At 68.8% G+C, this 20,606-nt stretch carries 21 protein-coding genes; 8 read left to right on the plus strand and 13 right to left on the minus strand.

Going from position 1 to position 20,606, the window contains the following annotated elements; translation table 11 throughout:
• Window positions 1-3 precede the first annotated feature (3 nt).
• Together ACLQ7T_RS03185 and ACLQ7T_RS03190 are read left to right on the plus strand one after the other, a co-directional pair.
• On the plus strand, window positions 4-1,299 hold the full coding sequence (locus ACLQ7T_RS03185) for an adenylosuccinate synthase (RefSeq protein WP_420478103.1): 1,296 nt from the start codon (window positions 4-6) through the stop codon (window positions 1,297-1,299).
• 72 nt (window positions 1,300-1,371) lie between these two features.
• Window positions 1,372-2,178 (plus strand): response regulator, encoded by an 807-nt coding sequence (locus ACLQ7T_RS03190; protein ID WP_420478104.1) that lies wholly within the window; start codon window positions 1,372-1,374, stop codon window positions 2,176-2,178.
• A 42-nt stretch (window positions 2,179-2,220) separates the two neighbouring features.
• Here the strand turns inward: ACLQ7T_RS03190 and rpoH are convergent, their stop codons facing one another.
• Window positions 2,221-3,108: an RNA polymerase sigma factor RpoH gene (rpoH, locus tag ACLQ7T_RS03195; RefSeq protein WP_420470822.1), complete on the minus strand. Its 888-nt coding sequence runs from the start codon at window positions 3,106-3,108 to the stop codon at window positions 2,221-2,223.
• Window positions 3,109-3,384: 276 nt separating this feature from the next.
• On the opposite strand from rpoH, the gene ACLQ7T_RS03200 reads away from it, so the two are divergent.
• Window positions 3,385-4,497 (plus strand): hypothetical protein, encoded by a 1,113-nt coding sequence (locus ACLQ7T_RS03200; protein WP_420478105.1) that lies wholly within the window; start codon window positions 3,385-3,387, stop codon window positions 4,495-4,497.
• A gap of 20 nt (window positions 4,498-4,517) precedes the next feature.
• Here ACLQ7T_RS03200 and ACLQ7T_RS03205 read toward each other — a convergent pair whose 3' ends face one another.
• Entirely contained in the window at window positions 4,518-4,823 is a 306-nt protein-coding gene (locus tag ACLQ7T_RS03205; protein WP_420478106.1) for a GNAT family N-acetyltransferase, read from the minus strand.
• A 10-nt stretch (window positions 4,824-4,833) separates the two neighbouring features.
• Window positions 4,834-5,838 carry an RluA family pseudouridine synthase gene (locus ACLQ7T_RS03210; protein WP_420478107.1) on the minus strand — a complete coding sequence of 335 codons (1,005 nt, stop codon included), beginning with the start codon at window positions 5,836-5,838 and terminating at the stop codon, window positions 4,834-4,836.
• A 121-nt stretch (window positions 5,839-5,959) separates the two neighbouring features.
• On the opposite strand from ACLQ7T_RS03210, the gene ACLQ7T_RS03215 reads away from it, so the two are divergent.
• On the plus strand, window positions 5,960-6,598 hold the full coding sequence (locus ACLQ7T_RS03215) for a DUF2799 domain-containing protein (protein WP_420478108.1): 639 nt from the start codon (window positions 5,960-5,962) through the stop codon (window positions 6,596-6,598).
• Window positions 6,599-6,620: 22 nt separating this feature from the next.
• Here ACLQ7T_RS03215 and fba read toward each other — a convergent pair whose 3' ends face one another.
• The 6 genes from fba to ACLQ7T_RS03245 all read right to left on the minus strand — a co-directional run bounded on the left by fba (window position 6,621) and on the right by ACLQ7T_RS03245 (window position 12,765).
• Window positions 6,621-7,706, minus strand: coding sequence for a class II fructose-bisphosphate aldolase (fba, locus tag ACLQ7T_RS03220; protein ID WP_420478109.1), 1,086 nt, complete (start codon window positions 7,704-7,706; stop codon window positions 6,621-6,623).
• A 142-nt stretch (window positions 7,707-7,848) separates the two neighbouring features.
• The gene (locus ACLQ7T_RS03225; protein WP_420478110.1) at window positions 7,849-9,042 is read right to left on the minus strand and encodes a phosphoglycerate kinase; all 1,194 of its coding nucleotides are present in this window, start codon (window positions 9,040-9,042) and stop codon (window positions 7,849-7,851) included.
• Window positions 9,039-9,401, minus strand: coding sequence for a hypothetical protein (locus ACLQ7T_RS03230; RefSeq protein WP_420478111.1), 363 nt, complete (start codon window positions 9,399-9,401; stop codon window positions 9,039-9,041). Before ACLQ7T_RS03230 ends, ACLQ7T_RS03225 begins: the two co-directional genes overlap by 4 nt.
• Window positions 9,401-10,408: a type I glyceraldehyde-3-phosphate dehydrogenase gene (gap, locus tag ACLQ7T_RS03235; protein WP_420478112.1), complete on the minus strand. Its 1,008-nt coding sequence runs from the start codon at window positions 10,406-10,408 to the stop codon at window positions 9,401-9,403. The genes ACLQ7T_RS03230 and gap overlap by 1 nt, the downstream gene beginning before the upstream one ends.
• Window positions 10,409-10,537: 129 nt before the next feature.
• Complete coding sequence (locus tag ACLQ7T_RS03240) at window positions 10,538-12,049, minus strand: ATP-binding protein (protein WP_420478113.1); 1,512 nt, start codon at window positions 12,047-12,049, stop codon at window positions 10,538-10,540.
• Complete coding sequence (locus tag ACLQ7T_RS03245; RefSeq protein WP_420478114.1) at window positions 12,046-12,765, minus strand: response regulator; 720 nt, start codon at window positions 12,763-12,765, stop codon at window positions 12,046-12,048. The genes ACLQ7T_RS03240 and ACLQ7T_RS03245 overlap by 4 nt, the downstream gene beginning before the upstream one ends.
• Before the next feature lie 124 nt (window positions 12,766-12,889).
• Here ACLQ7T_RS03245 and ACLQ7T_RS03250 point away from each other — a divergent pair, with 124 nt between their 5' ends.
• Window positions 12,890-13,552 (plus strand): hypothetical protein, encoded by a 663-nt coding sequence (locus ACLQ7T_RS03250; RefSeq protein ID WP_420478115.1) that lies wholly within the window; start codon window positions 12,890-12,892, stop codon window positions 13,550-13,552.
• A 103-nt stretch (window positions 13,553-13,655) separates the two neighbouring features.
• Complete coding sequence (locus tag ACLQ7T_RS03255; protein WP_420478116.1) at window positions 13,656-14,891, plus strand: S41 family peptidase; 1,236 nt, start codon at window positions 13,656-13,658, stop codon at window positions 14,889-14,891.
• 13 nt (window positions 14,892-14,904) lie between these two features.
• On the opposite strand, the gene ACLQ7T_RS03260 is transcribed toward ACLQ7T_RS03255, so the two are convergent.
• Entirely contained in the window at window positions 14,905-16,050 is a 1,146-nt protein-coding gene (locus tag ACLQ7T_RS03260; RefSeq protein ID WP_420478117.1) for a carbohydrate porin, read from the minus strand.
• On the opposite strand from ACLQ7T_RS03260, the gene ACLQ7T_RS03265 reads away from it, so the two are divergent.
• Both ACLQ7T_RS03265 and ACLQ7T_RS03270 read left to right on the plus strand, forming a co-directional pair.
• Window positions 15,986-16,177 (plus strand): hypothetical protein, encoded by a 192-nt coding sequence (locus ACLQ7T_RS03265; protein ID WP_420478167.1) that lies wholly within the window; start codon window positions 15,986-15,988, stop codon window positions 16,175-16,177. The two genes, ACLQ7T_RS03260 and ACLQ7T_RS03265, sit on opposite strands and share 65 nt — an antisense overlap.
• 96 nt (window positions 16,178-16,273) lie before the next feature.
• Window positions 16,274-18,178 carry a methyl-accepting chemotaxis protein gene (locus ACLQ7T_RS03270; RefSeq protein ID WP_420478118.1) on the plus strand — a complete coding sequence of 635 codons (1,905 nt, stop codon included), beginning with the start codon at window positions 16,274-16,276 and terminating at the stop codon, window positions 18,176-18,178.
• Window positions 18,179-18,188: 10 nt separating this feature from the next.
• Here ACLQ7T_RS03270 and purT read toward each other — a convergent pair whose 3' ends face one another.
• From purT to ACLQ7T_RS03285, 3 genes are read right to left on the minus strand one after another with little or no spacing between them, the layout of a single operon-like run.
• Window positions 18,189-19,388 carry a formate-dependent phosphoribosylglycinamide formyltransferase gene (gene purT, locus ACLQ7T_RS03275; RefSeq protein WP_420478119.1) on the minus strand — a complete coding sequence of 400 codons (1,200 nt, stop codon included), beginning with the start codon at window positions 19,386-19,388 and terminating at the stop codon, window positions 18,189-18,191.
• On the minus strand, window positions 19,385-20,212 hold the full coding sequence (locus tag ACLQ7T_RS03280) for an alpha/beta hydrolase (RefSeq protein ID WP_420478120.1): 828 nt from the start codon (window positions 20,210-20,212) through the stop codon (window positions 19,385-19,387). The genes purT and ACLQ7T_RS03280 overlap by 4 nt, the downstream gene beginning before the upstream one ends.
• The gene (locus tag ACLQ7T_RS03285; RefSeq protein WP_420478121.1) at window positions 20,209-20,604 is read right to left on the minus strand and encodes a VOC family protein; all 396 of its coding nucleotides are present in this window, start codon (window positions 20,602-20,604) and stop codon (window positions 20,209-20,211) included. Before ACLQ7T_RS03285 ends, ACLQ7T_RS03280 begins: the two co-directional genes overlap by 4 nt.
• Window positions 20,605-20,606: the final 2 nt, after the last annotated feature.

Consider the following 20,606-nt stretch of genomic DNA (forward strand, 5'->3'; position numbering starts at 1 on the left):
GTCTTGGCGAACGTTGCAGTGGTCGGCGCCCAGTGGGGCGACGAAGGCAAGGGCAAGATCGTCGACTGGTTGTCGAACCGGGCCGACATGGTCGTGCGGTTCCAGGGCGGTCACAACGCGGGCCATACGCTGGTCGTGGACGGCAAGGTCTACAAGCTGGCGCTGCTGCCGTCGGGGGTGGTGCAGGGCAAGCCCTCGATCATCGGCAACGGCGTGGTCGTCGATCCCTGGCACCTGGTCGGCGAGATCGAGAAGATCCAGGCCCAGGGCGTGGCCATCACCCCGGACATCCTGACCATCGCGGACAACGCCTGCCTGATCCTGCCGATCCATCCGGCGCTGGACGTGGCGCGCGAGGCGGCCGCCAGCGCGCCCGGCGCCAGGATCGGCACTACGGGCCGGGGCATCGGTCCCGCCTACGAGGACAAGGTCGGTCGTCGGGCGATCCGCGTCTGCGATCTCGCCGATGCCGAGGACCTGAAGGTCAAGATCGACCGTCTGCGCTCGCACCATGACCCGCTGCGCGCCGGTCTGGGGCTGGAGCCGATCGATCCTGCGGCCCTGCTGAACCAATTGCTCGAGATCGCGCCGAAGATACTGCCCTATGTAAAGCCGGCCTGGCGCGTGCTGGATCAGGCGCAGAAGTCCGGCAAGCGCGTGCTGTTCGAGGGCGCGCAGGGCGCTTTCCTCGACGTCGATCACGGCACCTATCCCTATGTCACCAGCTCCAACACCGTCGCCGGTCAGGCCGCTGCCGGGGCGGGCATCGGCCCGCGCGGCGTCGGCTACGTGCTGGGCATCGTGAAGGCCTACACCACCCGCGTCGGCGAGGGGCCGTTCGCCTGCGAACTCAACGATGCTGTGGGTGAGCATCTGGCCACCGTCGGTCGCGAGGTGGGCGTCAACACCGGCCGCGCCCGCCGCTGCGGCTGGTTCGACGCCGTGCTGGTCCGTCAATCTGTGGCGATCAACGGCATCGACGGCATCGCCCTGACCAAGCTGGATGTGCTGGACGGTCTGGAGACGCTGAAAATTTGCGTCGGCTATCGGGTGAACGGCGAAGTGCTGGACTATCTGCCTTCGAGCCTGAAGGACCAGGCGGCGGCCGAACCCGTTTTCGAGGAGCTGGAAGGCTGGAGCCAAAGCACCGCCGGGGTCCGGAGCTTCAAGGACATCAACGCCAATGCGATCAAGTATGTGCGGCGGATTGAGGAGCTGATCGGCGCGCCGGTCGCCCTGCTGTCCACCAGCCCCGAGCGGGACGATACGATCCTGATGCGTGATCCCTTCCTCGGGTAGGGACAACTCCTTAGCGTTCAACGCAATTTAACCCTGTGACGGCATAAGGAGCGGGCCTGAGGAGGTTCGCCCTTGTTTTCTGTTGATCGTCGCATCCTCGCCCGGATCGAGCCGGTGACGAAGCGGGTCCTGATCGTGGACCCGAACCCGCACGCCGCGCGGCTGCTGACCGATATCGTGAAGGCGCTGGGCTCGCGGGATGTGGTCGTTGAGGCGGATGAATCGCGCGCGCTGAAAGCGGCCGCCGCCCTGGAGCCCGGTCTCATTTTCACGGAACGGACGGGGCCCGGGCTGGACGGCGAGAGTCTGTCCCGTCGCATCCGCCGCTCCGACATGGACTGCCGTCGGGCGCCGATCATCATGGTCACCAGCGAGGCCACCGCGACGACCATTCTCGGCGCCCGGGACGCCGGCGTGCACGAGTTCCTGCGCAAACCCTTCACCAGCGGCGATCTCTGGAAACGGGTGGAGAATGTCGCCCTCAAGCCGCGCGACTGGATCGAGGCCGTCGGCTATGTCGGCCCGGACCGTCGGCGGTTCAACTCGGGCGAATACACCGGCCCGGCGAAGCGGAAGGGCGATCGGAATGCGGCGGGCGCCAATGCGCTCGACGCCGCAAAGGATCAGGCGATGCGCATCCTCGCCGCCGCCCTGGATCAGTTTGATCGGGATCCGATGCAGGCCGTCCGCGCCATCCGCGAGCAGGCGGGAGCCCTGAAGACGATTGCCCTGAAGGCGGCCGATACGCGGCTCGTCGTCGCGGTCGGCGCGCTTGAGGTCAGCCTCGCGGCGGGGCAGGGCTCGAAGGAGACGCTGTCGGCCCCGATCGGCGGCCTTCTGGCCATGCATTCCGCCGCAGGCATGAAAAAGGCGGGCTGAACCAGCCCGCCCTGATCACTGTGGCTCCGTCGACCCGCGCTGTCAGGCGTCGACGAGGTTCCGCTCTTCGGCAGCGGCGCGCATCGCCTTCTGCAGCTTCTCGAAGGCGCGCACCTCGATCTGGCGCACCCGTTCACGGCTGACGCCGTATTCGCCGGCCAGTTCTTCCAGCGTCACCGGATCATCCTTCAGGCGACGTTCGGTCAGGATGTGCTTCTCGCGGTCGGTCAGCTCTTCCATGGCCTCCTGCAGCAGGCTCATGCGGATCGACTTCTCCTCGTCTTCCGCCAGCTGGGTCTCCTGCGAGACGGCCGTGTCGTCCGCCAGCCAGTCCTGCCACTCGCTCTCACCGTCCGCGCGCAGCGGGGCGTTCAGCGAGGCGTCGCCGCCGAGACGGCGGTTCATGTCGATCACGTCCTGATTGGTCACACCCAGCTTGGTCGCGATCTGGTCGACGTGATCGGGGTGCAGGTCGCCTTCCTCGAAGGCCGAGATCTGGCTCTTGGCCTTGCGCAGGTTGAAGAACAGCTTCTTCTGCGCGGCGGTCGTGCCCATCTTCACGAGCGACCAGCTGCGCAGGATGTATTCCTGGATCGAGGCGCGGATCCACCACATGGCGTAGGTCGCCAGGCGGAAGCCCTTGTCCGGGTCGAATTTCTTGACCGCCTGCATCAGGCCGACGTTGCCCTCGGAGATCACTTCGCCGATCGGCAGGCCGTAGCCGCGATACCCCATGGCGATCTTGGCCACGAGACGAAGGTGCGAGGTGACGAGGCGGTGGGCGGCCTCGGGGTCCTGGTGCTCGGTCCAGCGCTTGGCCAGCATGAACTCCTCGTCCTTGGCCAGCATCGGAAATTTGCGGATTTCCGTCAGATAGCGCGAGAGCCCCTGTTCGGGCGACATCACCGCGAGCGTAGTATTGGAAGCCATAGTCTGTGGTCCCTCCGACCGTATTCCCGAGCGGGTCCAACGGTATCGGCCACCGAATGTGCACCGACGCCTCACCCCTCAACCGGATAGATGGGGACGGGTTTCCGTCTTTGTCAGAGGCGGATTGTCACACGAAAGCGTGACCGTTGCCCGGGCGCCACTACGCCAGTCGAGGGAGCTTATAGCGGATAGTAAGTTCTTAATCAAGACTGACTTGTTTCGGCTTGCGAAAGCACGCTTCTTCCGGACTTAGTCGTCGCTGCTGAAGGGGGATTCATGCAGCTTACATCCATGGTCGCGGGGGCGCTTCTGCTGGTGGCGTCTGACCCGGGGGAAGCCGACTATTTCAACGGGGGCCGATCGGGCGCGACCTACTTCAACCGTGTCGGAGCGACGCTGGCGGAGCAGAACGCCGACATGACGGCGTGCGGCGTGTACCTTCTCGGTCCTCCCGCGCCGGACGCGCCGGTGAACTCAAGCTTCCTGAGCCGCCTGATCTGGAGCGGCCCGGTCGAGCGCTACATTGCATCCATCAATGCCGGTCGGATGGAAACATGCATGGTTGCGCGTGGATGGCGTGTGGTTTCGCTTCCCGAAGTCGAGCAGGCGCGGCTCAATGATCTGAACGACGATGCTCTGCGCGCCGAACTTGATGGAATGGTGGGGGCGGAGAGCCCGGTCGGTGAACTGGTTCGCGAATGGGGCAACGAAGGCTCTCGCCCGTCTTCCGTTCGCTGGAGTGGAGAGCCGCCGGTTCCGGTCCGCGCGGATGTCACCACGCGCATCTTCACGCTGGTGGCCGCGCAAGGCGAGCCTCCGGCGGCGGTCCAGCCTCAACGACATGTCCAGTATGAGCTCATCCGCAAGGACGGCAGGTTCAAACCCCCGGCCGCCGGGAAGGCGGTCATCATCTTCCGGGTGCAAGGCGGGACCTTCTCGTACGGCACCAACCTCGGGTTCGTTCAGCGAGATGATGGAGAGGGGCAGACCGCCAAACGCTATCTGGCTCAGGGATGGACCGCCCCGCTTTTCATAGGCCGGGAGGGGAATTGGTACAGCTTCACGGTGCCGCCCGGTCGATGGATTCTGGGGGAGAGCGGTTCGTTCAACTTCTGTCTCGGCGGCCCGTCATTTGAGGCGCCCGAGGGGGCGGTGGTCTACGCTGGCACATTCAATATCACGGGGGAACGTCTGGGGCCGGTCCTGGACCTTGAGCCTGTCAGAGAGCGCTTGGGCGGAGATGTGGGCGGACGGTTGGTCGCCGCGAACTACGATCGCAATGGCGACGAGTTCCCGTGCCCCCTGTTCTTTGGTCCCCCCTACGCCCTCGAAATCGAGGGCCTGCCCGCCGTGGAGGGGAGCCGGGCCAGGCCGGCGCCGCGCCCCTGAAGAGGGGCGCGGCTGAGAACTCAGATTCCCAGAATCTGCCGATAGGTCGGGTGAACGACCTCGGCATGTTCCGGGTGCTTCTGCAGATAGCTGGAGAAGAAGGGGCAGACCGGCAGGATCAGCAGACCACGCGCCCGGGCGTCCTCGATGACGTGTTTCGCCAGCCGGCTGGCGATGCCCCGGCCTTCCAGACGTTCCGGCACCAGGGTCTCGTTGATCATCAGGTTCGGCGGCGACAGGTTGTAGGTCACGACGGCGATCTCGCCGTCGATGGTCAGCTCGTAGCGCCTGGCGTCGGCGTTATCGTGGATTTCCGGGTCGAGCATCGGAAGACCTTCAGAGCTGGGTGAGGAGGGTTTCGAGTGTCTGCATATCGGCAGGCGGCGACGTTTCGAACCGCAGGGCCTCGCCGGTGACGGGGTGGACGAAGCCCAGGACAGCTGCGTGCAGCGCCTGTCGGGTCAATCCCGCCTCCGCGACGGCAGCGCGCACAGGGATGCCGGGGCTTCCGGAGCCGTAGACGGGGTCGCCGAGGATCGGCGCGCCCTTTGAGGCCAGATGCACCCGGATCTGATGGGTCCGTCCGGTATGCAGGGTGCAGGCGACCCGCGCGGCTGGCGGCGCGCCGCCCGCGCGCGCGGGCTCGCCGAAGGTGCGCTGGACCTCGTAGTCGGTGATGGCGTTCCGCCCACCGGATTTCAGCACGGCCATCTTCTTGCGGTCGGATGACGAGCGCCCGATCAGGGTCTCGATCCGTCCCCTGGCCGGGCTCGGTGCACCGCGCGTCAGGGCGATATAGGTCCGCTCGATGTCATGGGTGGCGAACAGGGCCGAGAGTCCCTGATGCGCCCGGTCCGTCTTGGCGGCGACCATGACGCCGGAGGTGTCCTTGTCGAGCCGATGCACGATCCCCGGTCGGGCGACGCCGCCGATCCCCGAAAGGCTCTCACCGCAATGGGCGAGCAGGGCGTTGACCAGCGTTCCGGTCTCGGTCCCGGGCGCCGGGTGGGCCGCCATGCCGGCAGGCTTGTCGATGACGATCAGGTCCGCGTCTTCATACAAAACCGTCAGCGGGATCGCCTCGGGCTGAGGCGTCGCCGGGGCGACCGGGGGCAGGGTGATGGCGTACAGGCCTGCCTTCGCCTTGGACGATCCGCCCGAGACGCTTTCTCCCTCGAGGGTGACGGCGCCTTCGGCCAGCAGGGCCTGCAACCGGGCCCGCGACAGGGTTGGAAAGGCCTCCGCCAGCGCCTTGTCCAGACGGACGCCGCCGGTCTCTATGCGGGCTTCCAGCACCGCGCCGTCCTCGTCATCGCTCAGCAGGGGTTCGTCGGGCACCATCTACTCCGCCGCCGCACGGCGGTCGTTCCGTCTAGCACGCCCCGGTCGTCGCGGGTCAAACCCGACTTGGAACAAGCTGCGCCTTAAGGTAGTGTGTTAACCGTCTTCGGGGGAGGGCCTCATGCGTATCATCTGGATCGGTATGGCTCTGGTCGTCGCCGGCGCGTCTCTGGGCAGTTGCGCGACGATGAGTGCGGAAGAGTGCATGGCCGGCGACTGGGGCGGCCGCGGCTTCTCCGACGGTGCGGCCGGCTACGCCCAGAGCCGGCTGGGCGAGCATGCTGAGGCCTGCTCCAAACACGGCATCACTCCGGACGACGGCGCCTATCGCGCGGGCTGGGCGCAGGGCGTGCTGCGTTACTGCACCCTGCCCAACGGTTTCGCCCAGGGGCGCAGCGGCGCGGCCTACAACGGCGTCTGCCCACGCGATCTGGAGCGGGACTTCCTGCCGGCCTATCAGGACGGCCAGCTGGTCTACGCGGCCGAACAGGCTGTCTCGACGGTCCGCAGCAGCATCAACAGCTACGGCGCGCGGCTCGAGGAACTCGACGACAAGATCACCGCCAAGCAGCGTGAACTGCGTCAGGACGGCCTGACCGACGAGCAACGCGACCAGATCCGCAACCGCATCCAGGAAATCCGCCGGGAGCGCGAGGACACCGAGCGGGACTGGCGTCGTGCGCAGCGCGAGCTGGATGACGCCGAGCGCAATGCCCGTGACGTCCGCTATCGTTTCCAGAGGCTCTACGGCGCCTGGTGAGGCGCCGTAACTCAAGGCCGGATCAGGCGGCGCGCGAGGCGGCGCCGCCGAAGTGCGGGTCCAGTTCGCCCGAGGCGTAGCGCTTGGCCATCTGGGCGGTCGACAGCGGCTTGATCTTCGAGGCCTGCCCCTCGCAACCGAACTGCTGGTAACGCTCGACGCACAGCTTCCGCATGGCTTCCTTGGCGGGCTTCAGATAGGCGCGCGGATCGAACTCGCCCGGCTTCTCGGCCAGCACCTTGCGGATGGCGCCGGTGATGGCCATCCGGTTGTCGGTGTCGATGTTGATCTTGCGCACGCCGTGCTTGATGCCGCGCTGGATTTCCTCGACCGGCACGCCCCAGGTCTGGGGCATCTGGCCGCCGTACTGGTTGATGATGTCCTGCAGGTCCTGAGGCACCGAGGACGAGCCGTGCATGACCAGATGGGTGTCCGGCAGGCGGCGGTGGATCTCCTCGATCACGTTCATGGCCAGCACTTCGCCGTCCGGCTTGCGGCTGAATTTGTAGGCGCCGTGGCTGGTGCCCATGGCGATGGCCAAAGCGTCGACCTTGGTGGCGCGCACGAAATCGACGGCCTGATCCGGGTCGGTCAGCAGGGCCGAGTGGTCCAGCTTGCCTTCGAAGCCGTGGCCGTCCTCGGCCTCGCCCATTCCGGTTTCCAGCGAACCCAGCACGCCCAGCTCGCCCTCGACCGAGACGCCGCAGCTGTGGGCCATCTGGGTGACGCGGCGGGTGACGTCGACGTTGTACTCGTAGCTGGCCGGGGTCTTGGCGTCCTCTTCCAGCGAGCCGTCCATCATCACCGAGGTGAAGCCGTACTGGATGGCGGTCGCGCAGGTCGCCGGTCCGTTGCCGTGGTCCTGGTGCATGCAGACCGGGATGTGAGGATACAGTTCCGCCAGGGCGTCGATCAGCTTGGCCAGGACGATGTCGTTGGCGTAGCTGCGGGCGCCGCGCGAGGCCTGGATGATGACCGGCGCGTTGACCTCATGGGCGGCCTCCATGATCGCGAGGCCCTGCTCCATGTTGTTGATGTTGTAGGCGGGCAGGCCGTAGCCTTCCTCGGCCGCGTGATCGAGCAGTTGTCGCAGCGTGATGCGCGCCATGGCGTGGTCTCCTGATCCCTTTTGATTTTGGGCAGGGTTTAGACCGGCGACGGATGGAAGTCACGCTGTGTTACAGCCGGGCAGGCCCGTCCCTGCGAGGAAGAACGGGCCTGTGGCGGGCAAGCGACGCCCGCGAAGCCGGTCAGGCCTGAAGCGCTTCGACGCCGGGCAGGGGCTTGCCTTCCATCCACTCCAGGAAGGCGCCGCCGGCGGTCGAAACGAAGGTCATGTCGTCGGCGACCTTGGCATGGTGCAGGGCCGCGACGGTGTCGCCGCCGCCGGCCACGGCGACCAGCTTGCCGGCCTTGGCCAGTTCCGCCGCGTGCCTGGCGGCGGCCACCGTGGCGCGGTCGAACGGGGGCACCTCGAACACGCCCAGCGGACCGTTCCAGATCAGGGTCTTCGACGCATCCATCGCCGCGATCAGGCGGGCGACGGTCTCCGGACCGGCGTCCAGGATGCGGTCATCGGCCTGGATGGCGTCCAGCCCTCGCACGTCCGGCTCGACGCCCGGCGTCAGGCCCTTGGCCGTCACCACATCGACCGGCAGCAGCAGTTCGCAGCCCTTGGCCTCGGCTTCCGCCATGATCTCACGCGCGGTGTCGGCCAGATCCTTCTCGCACAGCGAGGCGCCGACATCGTGCCCCTGCGCGAACAGGAAGGTGTTGGCCATGCCGCCGCCGATGGCGAGACGGTCCAGCTTGCTGACGAGGTTCTTCAGCAGGTCCAGCTTGGTCGACACCTTGGACCCGCCGACGATGCCGATCACCGGCTTTTGCGGATTGCCCAGCGCGGCGTCCAGCGCATCCAGTTCGCGGCGCATCGACTCGCCCGCATAGGCTGGCAGAAGGCGGGCCAGACCCTCGGTCGAGGCGTGGGCGCGGTGCGCGGCCGAGAAGGCGTCGTTCACATAGACATCGCCCAGTTCCGCCAACTGCGCGGCGAAGGCCGGGTCGTTGCTTTCCTCGCCGGCGTGAAAGCGGACGTTCTCCAGCAGGACCACCCCGCCCGCATCCAGATCGGCGACGGCAGTCCGGGCCACATCGCCCACGCAGTCGTCGGCGAAGCGCACGGGCGCGCCCAGCAGGGTCTCGAGCGGCTCGACCACCGGCTTCAGGCTCATGGTCGCGACGCGCTGGCCCTTGGGGCGGTCGAAGTGGGCCAGCAGCGCCACCCTGGCGCCCGCGTCGCGCAGCTTCTGGATCGTCGGCAGGGCGACGCGCAGCCGGGTGTCCTCGGTGACCTTCCCGGCCTCCATCGGCACATTGAAGTCCACGCGAACCAGCGCGGTCTTGCCGGCGAGGTCCTTGGCGTCGTCGAGGGTGCGGAAGGTCATGGGCGGAAATTCTTCCAGGCTTCGGCTTCAGCCGGTGAAAGGACGATGGTTCGAGACGCCTTCGGCTTTTCAAGCTTCATGGCGACGACGGGGGCAAGGGCTAGGAGCGTTGTGACGATGGCGAAAAGCCAGCGTGTTCGACCGCGGAGCCGGGTGAACAACCAGATTGCCGAAGCGAGCCAGAAGAGCCCCGGGACGAGCAGCGCCGCGACAATCGGCCATCCTGACGAGACCGTATGCGGCTGGAACGAAAACCGGACGAAGCCGGCTGCCTGATAGATCGCCGGCCCGGCGATCAGGCCCAGAATGGCGACGAGAAGGGCGGCGCCCCGGTGGCTCCAGGGGCGCCGCGTCTTCATCAGAGGAACTTCGCCATCTGCAGCGCGGTGTCCGACATACGGGTCGCGAAGCCCCACTCGTTGTCGTACCAGCTCAGCACGCGGGCCAGCTTGCCGTCGACGACCTGCGTTTGCGGCAGGGCGGCGGTCGACGAGGCCGCGATGTGGTTCAGGTCGGTGGACACGACCGGGTCGTTGGTCGTGAACAGCACGCCCTTCATCGGGCCGTCGGCGGCGGCTTGCAGGGCGGCGTTGATCTCTTGCGCCGTCACTTCACGACCGGCGACGACCTTCAGGTCGACGACCGAGACGTTCGGGGTCGGAACGCGGATCGACGAGCCGTCCAGCTTGCCCTTCAGTTCCGGCAGGACCAGGCCCAGGGCCTTGGCGGCGCCGGTCGAGGTCGGGATCATCGACAGGGCGGCGGCGCGGCCGCGGTACAGGTCCTTGTGCATCGTATCCAGCGTCGGCTGGTCGCCGGTGTAGGCGTGGATGGTGGTCATGTAGCCGCGCTCGATGCCGAACAGGTCGTTCAGCACCTTGGCCACCGGGGCCAGGGCGTTGGTGGTGCACGAGCCGTTCGAGACGATGATGTCGTCGGCGGTCAGGGTCTCGTGGTTGACCTTGTAAACGATGGTCTTGTCGGCGTTCTCGCCCGGAGCCGAGATCAGCACGCGCTTGGCGCCGGCCTTCAGGTGGGCCTCGGCCTTGTCACGGGCGGTGAAGATGCCGGTGCACTCGAACGCGATGTCGACGTTCAGGTCCTTGTGCGGCAGGTTCGCCGGATCGCGCTCGGCGGTCACCTTGATCTTGCCCAGACCCACGTCGATCCAGTCGTCGCCGTGCTCGACCGTGCCGGGGAAGCGGCCGTGGACCGAGTCGTACTTCAGCAGGTGGGCGTTGGTGGCCACGGGGCCCAGATCGTTGATCGCCACCACCTCGATGTCGCGACGGCCGTGCTCGACGATCGAGCGGAGGACGAGGCGGCCGATGCGGCCGAAACCATTGATGGCGACGCGGACGGTCATGAGCGGGGCTCCCTTGGGCTGTTGCCGGAATATAGGTCGGCGCTTCAATGAGACCCAGCGCCCGGCGTTTCAACCCCGCGACTGTAACAAGACGTGATGAACTGTAACGCCGGCGGCGTCAGGCCCGCCTCATGTCCGCGTCAGGGGCAGGCTCAGGCGGGCGGTCAGCCCGCCGCCGGACCGGTTGGACAGCGTCACTTCGCCGCCCGCGCCCCGCGCCGCCTGTCGCGCCACCGTCAGCCCCAGCCCCGCGCCGCCGGTCTCGCGGTTGCGCGACTGCTCGCCCCGCCGGAACGGCTCGAACACCGCTTCCAGCTCGTGTGCCGGCAGGCCCGGCCCGTCGTCCTCGACCGTGATCACAGCGGCCTCCTCAAGCGCAAAGGCCTTCACCCGGGCGCCGCCGCCGTACTTCACGGCATTGCCGATCAGATTGCCCAGCGCCCGTCGCAGGGCCGCCGGGTCCGCCAGCACATCCAGTCGCGTTCCGCCCTCGAAGGCGACGTCCGCGCCGGTCTCCGCGAAGCCGGCCGCGCAGTCGGCGGCGAGGGCGCCCAGATCGAGGGGCTCGCTGCGCTCCGGCGTCGTCTCGCCCCGCACGAAGGCCATGGCCTGGGCGATGAGGGCGTCCATCTCCTCGATGTCCGCCACCATGCGGTCACGGACAGCGTCCGGCGCCTGTTCGGCCCGGAAGCGCAGACGGGTCAGGGGCGTCCGCAGGTCATGGGCGATGGCCGCGACGGTCTGGGTGCGCTGGCGCATGTGATTGCGCAGCGAGGCCTGCATGTCGTTGAAGGCGTGGATCGCCGTCCGCACCTCGCTGGGGCCGGACGGCTTCAGCGGTTCGGCTTCCGGATCGGCGCCCAGGCGTTCAGCCGCGCCGGCGAACACCCGGATCGGGCGGGTCAGCCGCTGCGCCATCCACCACACCAGCGGCGCCAGCAGCAGGACCGAGATCCCCAGGGCCAGCAGAACGCGCTTCTGCCAGGGCGAAAGCAGGCCGCGCGGCGGCTCGACCGTCGCCCAACGCCCGTCGTCCTGCTGCACCGAGGCGGTGAACGGCGCGAAGGTCAGGCGGTCGGCGCGGATGGTGAACTGCTGGACGGTGGAGTTCACCACCACCCGGCCGGCGCGCTCGGCGCGCTGGACCGTAAGCCGCTGGACCTCGCCGGACGGGGCGCCTGCGGGCGCGGGGTGGGTCACGTCGACGCCGGTCTTCTCGTCGGGACGGACGAAGACGAAATTCACATCGCCGGCCGGACGCATCCGGATCGGCGGGCCGTCGGGGCCCGGGCCGTTGCGACGGGGCGGACCCCGCTCCACCGAGACCTTCACCCGCTCCAGCGGGACGCCCAGCCGCTCCGCCAGCGATCCGGCGATAGCGATCGCCACGGGGTCGCGCGCGTCCCGATCGGTGCGCCGAACGGGCTGGTCGGTGATCCGGCGTCGCAGGGGGCGGCCGTCCGAGGTCTCCGCCGCCTCCCCTTTCAGGGCCTGGCTGGCGGCGTCGATGCTGAACCCGACCGGCCGGGGGTCCGGCGACAGCACGACCAGGGCGAAGGTCACCGCCTGCGACAGGACCAGCGCCAGCACCGCCAGGGCGGCGACCTGGACCAGGACCGGAAAGGCGCTCGGGCGCTTCAAGCCGCGCCTCGCAGACGCTCGACCTTGACGTCGAACATATAGCCCTCGCCGCGCAGGGTCTGGATCATCTCCAGACCGGAGCCGTCGTCCAGCTTCTTTCTCAGTCGGCTGATCTGCACGTCCATGGCGCGGTCGAAGACGTCCGCATCGGCGCCGCGCGCGCGTTCCAGCAACTGGTCGCGGCTCAACACGCGTCCCGGGCGTTCGGCGAAGGCGTGCAGCAGGGCGAACTCGCCGGAAGACAGGCCGACCTGTTCGCCGTCCGGCCGCGTCAGCTCCCGCCGCAGCAGGTCCAGTCGCCAGCCGGCGAAGCCCAGGGCGGGGCCGGCGGCCGCGGCGGTTTCCTCGCGCGGGCGACGCAGCACGGCGCGCACCCGGGCCAGCAGTTCGCGCGGGTTGCACGGCTTGGCCAGGTAGTCGTCAGCGCCCAGTTCCAGACCGATGATCCGGTCCATGTCCTCGCCCATCGCGCTCAGCATGATGATCGGCGTCCCCTTGCCGGAGACGCGGCGACAGACCGACAGGCCGTCCTCGCCCGGCATCATCAGGTCCAGCACGATCAGGTCCGGGGTGCGCAGGGCGATGGCGCGGTCCATCTCCGCGGCCGAGGCGGCGCCGACGGCGTCATAGCCGTGCTGGCCCAGGTAGTCGCACAGGACTTCGCGGATGCCGGGATCGTCATCAACGACGAGAATACGGTGGGCGTCTGCTTGCATGGGGCCATTCTGGCGGAGCGCCGCGTCCGCGTCATTTCAGTCCTGAAACAATTCGGGCGAACGCTGAAATACCGGCGCAAGGGCGGCGTGTTCCAAGGGATCATCCAAACAAGGAGCCGAGCCCATGCTCTCCATGATCGCGCTGTCCCTCATCCTCGCCCAGGACCCGCCGCCGCCGCTGCCGCCCCGGATGGAGGTCCACAGCCGCGTCGTCTTCGTCGGCGGCGACGGCGACGCCCCCGGTCTGGACGCCGACAACGACGGCCAGGTCACCCGGGAGGAGTTCGCCGCCCCGCTGAACGCCGCCTTCGCCCGGCTCGACAAGGACGGCGACGGTCGTCTGTCGGGGGAGGAACTGGCGGAGCGTCCGGGCGCCGGCGACGTCCGCCGGTTTGAGTGGCGCGGCTCCGGCGAGGAGGGCGAACCCCTTCGCCTCGAGCGGGACGGCGATCGCACGATAGTGTTCGTCACGCCCGATCCGGGCGGGGCCGAGTCCAGGGTCGTTGTGCGCACGCGACCCGGCGGCCCCGGTGGTCCGGGCGGTCCGGGCGGGCCGGGGGCGCGGGGCTCTCGCGTCATGGTTCATGCGGTCGACGGTCCCGGTGACCGGGACCTCGACAAGGACGGGGACGGCAAGATCAGCGAGGCCGAGTTCCTCGCGCCCCTGCGCGAGGCCTTCGCCGGCATGGATGCGGACCACTCGGGCTTCATCGAGGACGGAGAGCGGGGTCGCAACGGCGAGGTCCGGATTTTCAGCCACAGGATCGAGACCCGGGACGGTGATTGACCCAGCGCCGCGATTTCGTGATTTGGCCCGCCCTGTCGGGGCGCCATAACGTGGGCGGATGAACTTCCGTCGTCTTGTCACACGACTGACCGTGTCAGCCGCGATGAGCCTCGCGCTCGTCGCGGCTCCGTCGTTTGCGGGGACGGTCGAGGCGGGTGGCGGCGCTGTCGTTGATGCGGCGTCATCGACGCGGGACCGGGCGCGAATGAACCAGCGGGTCTTCGACCGCGTCTGGGGCGAGGTGCGCAGCCAGTACTATGATCCGGGCCTGCACGGGGTGGACTGGGACGCCGCCCGGCGCACCTATCGCCCCCAGGCGCTGGCGGCTCGCGATGATCGCGGGCTGTACGCCGTTCTCGATGAGATGCTGGACCTTCTGGACGACGATCACGCGGGCGCGGCCTCGCCGGCGGTCGCCTCACGGCAGGACGCCCTGCGGCAGCGTCGCGCCGCCGTCGGCCTCTCGCTCCGGCCCGCGCCGGAGCATCCCGGCGACTACCGGATCGAGGCTGTTCGGCGCGGCTCTCCCGCCGAGGCTGCAGGGGTTCAGGAGGGCTGGCGCCTGCGGGTCCTGCAGGACGGCTGGAGCCCCGACCAGGAGGTGGTCGCCGGACAGGCCATGGCGATGACGTTCGTGGACGAGGCGGGGCATGAGCGGCCGCTCTCCCTGACCCCGGTGGTGATGGAGCCTGTGCCGGCCTTCGTCGCCGACCGGTCCCGTCCGGGCGTGGTGGTGTTGAGGGTCGAGGGGTTCGAGGCCGGACTCGGTCGGTGGATGGGGCAGGAACTGGCCGGCCTTCCGCCTGAAACCGATCTGGTCATCGACCTGCGCGGCAATCCGGGCGGGCGGCTGATGGAGGCGGACGCGGTGCTGAGCTGCTTCCTGCCGCGCGATCAGGTCTGGGCCACGCGGACCCCCCGCTCGGGCCGCCGGATCGCGCTCAGCACGGCGGGCGGGTGCGGAGACCTCGAGGCGCCGGTGTCCAACCCGGTCGCGGTGCTGGTCGACGCGGAAAGCCGCTCCGCCGCCGAATTGACCCCCGCCGCCCTGCAGGAAGCCGGCCGCGCCGTCGTGGTGGGCGAACGCACCGCCGGCGCGGTGCTGATTTCGCAGGAGACGCGCCTGCCTGACGGCGGGCGCCTGACCCTCAGCCGGGCCGACTTCGTCACCTCCGGCGGGGTTCGACTGGAGAAGCGCGGCGTGACGCCCGACGTCGAGGCCGCCGTGACGCGCGAGGACCGGCGCGAGGGCCGCGACCCCGCGCTGGAGGCGGCGCTGGGCGCGTTGGCGGCCCGGGAGCGCGGCGGGGACCTGGCAGGGCCGGGGCCGGTCGTCTAGCCGGCCAGGGCGGTCAGTGAAGCGCCACGCTCAGGCGCAGCGTTGCCACCACGACGTCTCGGGCGTCGCGGTCGCCGCCGGGGTTGTTGATCCACTGAAGGCTGGGCTGCACCGTCAGGGGGCCGACGGTATCGGCATAGGTCAGTTCGACGCCTTCCTCGGCATGGGCGGGGTCAAGGCCCGTATCCCGGATGTTCGCCCGCGCCTTGCCCGAAAGCAGGCCCTGGTGAACGCCGAAGGACAGGGCGGCGTCCGGTCGGGACGGGAAGACATGGTCCAGCCGCACCCCGCCCTGCCATCCGCCCCGGAAGTCGGTCGTGTCGCCGTCCGATGCGCCGATTCGCAGGAAGGCGCGGGCGGTGAGGCCGCCCTCGGTCTCGTAGACGACGCCCTCCGCCAGCATATAGGCGCCCTGGGCCCATCGGGGTTCGGGGTCGCCGAGGGGGTCGGTGTCCCGGATGTCGTCCTGACGCTCGCTGTATCGCCAGCCGCCGACCGCCACCCGGATGCGACCGTTCAGGCCCGCCTCCGCCAGCAGCAGGGCGCCGCTGTCCAGGCCGGTGTCCACCCCGGAATCGCCCAGGGCGCCAGCTTCCGCGTTGACCGCTGCGACCTGCGCGTAATGCCGATCGGGGTCACCGAGGCGCAGGCGAAGCGCCAAGGCGGTGGACGGGAAGATGGATGGTCCGTTCGGGCCGGTCGCGGCGAGTTCCGACCCGATGCCGAACGGCGGCGCGATCAACAGGTCCGACGCCTCGGTCGCATAGAACTCGCTGTTGACGTCATACAGGCCGGCCAGGACCGACCCTGCGCCGAAGTCCTGCTCAAGCCAGAACTCGTAAAGCCGCGCACCCTGGTCGGCGACCTCGATATTGTCGATCCCCTGCAGGGTTCCGGCCAACTCGTTCGGCTCTCCGCCGTTGTTGTTCAGCGCGTAGATGTGGACCCGAAGGCCGCGGAGCCCCCAGAGTCGTTCGAGATCTCCGTCGACAGTAATGTCCAGATTGTCCAGAAAACGGCTCGATCGCGCGGTCCCGCCAGAGACGACTCCCGCGATATCGGCGGTATAGATAACCTCGGTTGACCAGGCTGACGTGTTCTCCTGGGCGGAGCATTGGCTCGATGCGGCTGCGCAGAGGGCCAAACTGCCCGCAAGCATGGAAAACAACTTTGTAAGTGTCGAAGTTGTCATTCTTTCATCTCAAGAAATGCCGATTTTTTCGGTCTTTTTACGACGAAACTTTACAGGTAACGCACGCTTCAAGTTTATGATCTTCTTCGATTGAACTTGGATTAAGCGGCGCATACGGGCTTTCCGTCCTGTCGATTAATCAAAGTTTTAACCCGTGACGCTTGAATGGTCCTTCAAACCGAGGGTCGCCATGCTCAAGACGATTCGTGTGAAAGTCGCGCTCGCTGGACTGCTTGTGCTGTTGTTGTGCGCCCTCAGCGGGGGCGGCGGACTCTGGGTGACGGCGACCTTGAAGACCGCGCTCGAAAACTCGGGGCGCTCCGCCGAAGTGCTGCGCAATCACATGCGCGCGGACATGATGCACGACGCGCTGCGGTCGGATGTTCTGTCGGCCATTCTCTCGACCGATCCGTCCGCCGGGGTCAGTCTGGACGATGTCCGGGCCGAGACCGGGGAGCACGTCGCCGTCTTCCAGGACGCGGTGCGGGCCAACAGGGCGCTGGCGACAGACCCCGAGGTGCGCGAAGCCCTGTCCGGGGTCGAGGCGCCGCTGGAGGCCTACATCGCCGCCGCCGGCCGGATCGTCGAACTGGCCGGGCGGGACCCGGACGCGGCGCGCGCCGGCCTGCCGGCGTTCAAGACCGCCTTCCTGGACCTTGAAGGCCGGATGGAAGCCGTTTCGGAAGAGATCGAACGCGTCGCGACCCGCGCCGAACGCGGTGCGGAAGCCCAGGCGCATATGGGCGTTCGCCTCATGCAGGGCGCGATCGGCCTCGGCGTGGTGCTCAGCCTGCTGCTGATCGCGGCCTCCATCCGGATGATCGTGATGCCGATCCAGGGGCTGGCGCGCGAGATGCGGGCTCTGGCGTCGGGTCGCACGGACGTCGACCTGACCAGCGCCCGCCGGAACGACGAGGTCGGCGCGGTCGGCCGGGCGGTCGAGGAGCTTCAGGCCCTCATTGTCGAGCGCATGAACCGGGAGGCTGCCGAAACCGAACGCCGCCGGACCGCCGAGGACGCCCAGCGCCTGCGGGACGAGGCCGCGCGGGAGGCCTTGGCCCGCGATCAGGAACGCGTCGTCCAGGCGCTCGGAAACGGCCTGGCCCTGCTCAGCAAGGGCGATCTCAGCCAACGCATCGAGACGGCCTTCCCGACGGACTACGAACAGCTTCGGGCGGACTTCAACGCGGCCATCGCCCAGCTTGAGCAGGCGATGACCCAGGTCGTCTCCAACGTCTCGGCCATCCGTTCGGGTTCGGGCGAGATCAGCCACGCGGCCGACGACCTGTCGCGCCGCACCGAGCAGCAGGCCGCCTCGCTGGAGGAGACCGCCGCCGCCCTGGACGAGATCACCGCCACCGTGAACAAGACCGCCTCGGGCGCCCGCCAGGCCTCGGACGTGGTGCAGGGCGCGCGCGGCGACGCCGAGACCTCGGGCGTGGTCGTCCGCGACGCCGTGGCCGCGATGAGCGCCATCGAGCAGTCGTCCAGCCAGATCAGCCAGATCATCGGCGTGATCGACGAGATCGCCTTCCAGACCAACCTGCTGGCCCTGAACGCCGGGGTCGAGGCCGCCCGCGCGGGCGACGCCGGCCGCGGCTTCGCGGTCGTGGCCTCGGAAGTCCGGGCCCTGGCCCAGCGCTCGGCCGAGGCCGCCAAGGAGATCAAGACCCTGATCTCGGCCTCGGGCTCCCAGGTCGCCTCGGGCGTCCAGCTGGTCGGCCAGACCGGCGAGGCCCTGCAGCGGATCGTCAGCCGCGTGGCCGAGATCGACAGCCTGGTGTCCGAAATCGCCGCCTCGGCCCAGGAGCAGGCCGTCGGCCTGCAGCAGGTCAATACGGCGGTGAACCAGATGGATCAGGTCACCCAGCAGAATGCGGCCATGGTCGAGGAATCGACCGCCGCCAGCCATTCCCTGACCCAGGAGGCCGAGAGCCTCGCCTCGTCGGTCGCCCGGTTCCGTCTGGCGTCGTCAACGGCCCGGCCGGCCGCACCGAAGGTGCAGCACCGGCCGGTCGTCCAGATGCGCACGGTCGGGGAGGGCGGCGCCGCGCGCCAGAGCCAACCGGCCGAGGGCGGCTGGGAAGAGTTCTAGGCCGCGGGGCTCAGCCCGCGACCGGACGCACCTTGCCGGCGGCCTCGCCGGCGCGCTCGCGGGCCTGATCGGTGTCCGCGCCCCGCGCCAGGGCCACGCCCATACGGCGGCGCTCGAAGCTCTCGGGCTTGCCGAACAGGCGCAGGTCGGCGGTCGGCACCGACAGGGCCTCGGCCACGCCCTCGAAGGCGATGCCGGCAGCTTCGATCCCCCCGTAGATGACCGCGCTGGCGCCCGGCTCGCGCTGGCTGACGTCCACCGGCAGGCCCAGGATGGCGCGGGCGTGCAGGGCGAACTCGCTCATCGTCTGGGTGGCCAACGTCACCAGCCCCGTGTCGTGCGGGCGCGGGCTGACTTCCGAGAACCAGACCTGGTCGCCCTTCACGAACAGTTCGACCCCGAACACGCCCAGACCGCCCAGCGCCGCCGTCACCTTGCCGGCGATGTCCTGCGCCGAAGCCAGGGCCGCCGCCGTCATCGCCTGCGGCTGCCAGCTCTCGACATAGTCGCCCTTCACCTGCCGGTGTCCGATGGGGGCGCAGAAGTCGGTGCGGATCGATCCGTCCGCCGCCTTCGACCGCACGGTCAGCAGGGTGATCTCGAAGTCGAAGTCGATCTTGCCCTCGACGATCACCGTTGCCGTCTCGACCCGGCCGCCCGACTGGGCGTAGGCCCAGGCGTTGGGGGCGTCCTCGATCGCCTCGATCATCGACTGGCCCTTGCCCGAGGACGACATCACCGGCTTCACGAACACCGGCAGGCCGATCCCGTGCGCCGCGGCGGCCAGTTCCTCGGCCGAGGTGGCGAAGGCGTAGGGGCTGGTCGGCAGGCCCAGCTCTTCCGCCGCCAGACGGCGGATGCCCTCGCGGTTCATGGTCAGCACGGTCGCCCGGGCGGTCGGGATCACGGTCGCCATCCCGGCCTCCTCGATCCGCGCCAGCACGTCGGTGGCGATGGCCTCGATCTCCGGCACGATGATGTGCGGGGCCTCGGCCATGATCACGCCGTTCAGCACCTGCGGATCGGTCATCGGAATGACGTGACTGCGGTGCGCCACCTGCATGGCCGGGGCGTTGGGATAGCGGTCCACCGCCACCACCTCGGCGCCCAGCCGCTGCAGCTCGATCGCGACCTCCTTGCCGAGCTCGCCCGAGCCCAGAAGCATCACGCGAATGGCGGAGTCGGAAAGCGGGGTGCCGATACGGGTCATGGGGCGGGGGTCTCCGTGACGGGGAAGGCCTCGCGCACGAACAGCGGCGCGACGGCCTGATAGATGGTGGAATGTTCCAGATCGTGGCGCGGCTCGTAGCGCCAGTGCAGGCCCTGCGGACCCGCGCGATCCAGCGCCAGCATCAGTCGGTTCAGGCCCGACTGCATCTGTCCGCCCTCATCGGCGATGGACAGCAGCAGCAGGCGGTCGCCCGCCGGATGCGCGGCCAGAAGACCTGCGGCCCGCTTCGACAGCGCCTCGCGGTCCCACCACAGGCTGGGGCTGATCGCCAGATAGCGGTCAAACAGCGTCGGCTGCTCCAGGAAGGCCTCGACGATGAACAGGGCCGCCGCCGACTCGCCCAGCACCGCATCCTCGCCGTCCGTGCGATAGCGCGTCTCCACCCAGGGCTTCACCTCGTCCGTCAGGAACTGGCGGAAGCGCTCCGACTGGCCGTGGCTCGGCCAGCGCGTGATGATCTGCCGGTCGCGGGCGCGCTCCGTCAGTTCGTTCTGGCGATCTTCCGACGCTACGCCGACCACGATGACCGGCTGCATCTGCCCGTCCCGCGCCGCCTGCCGGATCATGGCGGCATAGGTCGGGAAGTCCTGCGCCTGCCCGCCGTCCAGGATGTAGATCACCGGATAGCGCGCCGCGCCCGCCTCATAGCCGTCGGGCAGCAGGACGTTCAGCTCGCGATCCTTGCCCATCAGGGGCGAGGCGACCGTGAAGGTCTCGCCGACCGGAGCCGTCCCCGGGGTCTGCGCCGCCAGCGGCGTGGCGAACAGCATCAGGGCGAGGGTCAGGACGGCGCGGCGGATCATACGGTGCTCCCGGCGGGCTGGATCAGATCCCAGGCGTTGCCATACAGGTCCTCGAACACCGCCACCACGCCATAGGGCTCGTGACGCGGCGCCTCGCGGAAGGTCACGCCTGCCGCCGTCCAGGCTGCATGATCCCGCGCGAAATCGTCGGTCTCGAGAAACAGCCAGACCCGTCCGCCGGCCTGATCGCCGATGCGCGCGACCTGCTCCGGCGTCGTCGCCCTGGCCAGCAGCAGGGCGGCGTCCCCGCCCTTGGGCCGCACCGTCACCCAGCGCTTCCCGCCGCCCATGTCGAGGTCGCTGGTCAGGTCGAAACCCAGCGTGCCGACATAGAAGGCGACGGCCTCGTCATAGTCGCGGACCAGCAGGCTGACGGCGCCGAGGCGGCTCATGC

The organism is Brevundimonas sediminis (genome assembly GCF_048799765.1).
Taxonomy (GTDB): Bacteria; Pseudomonadota; Alphaproteobacteria; order Caulobacterales; family Caulobacteraceae; genus Brevundimonas.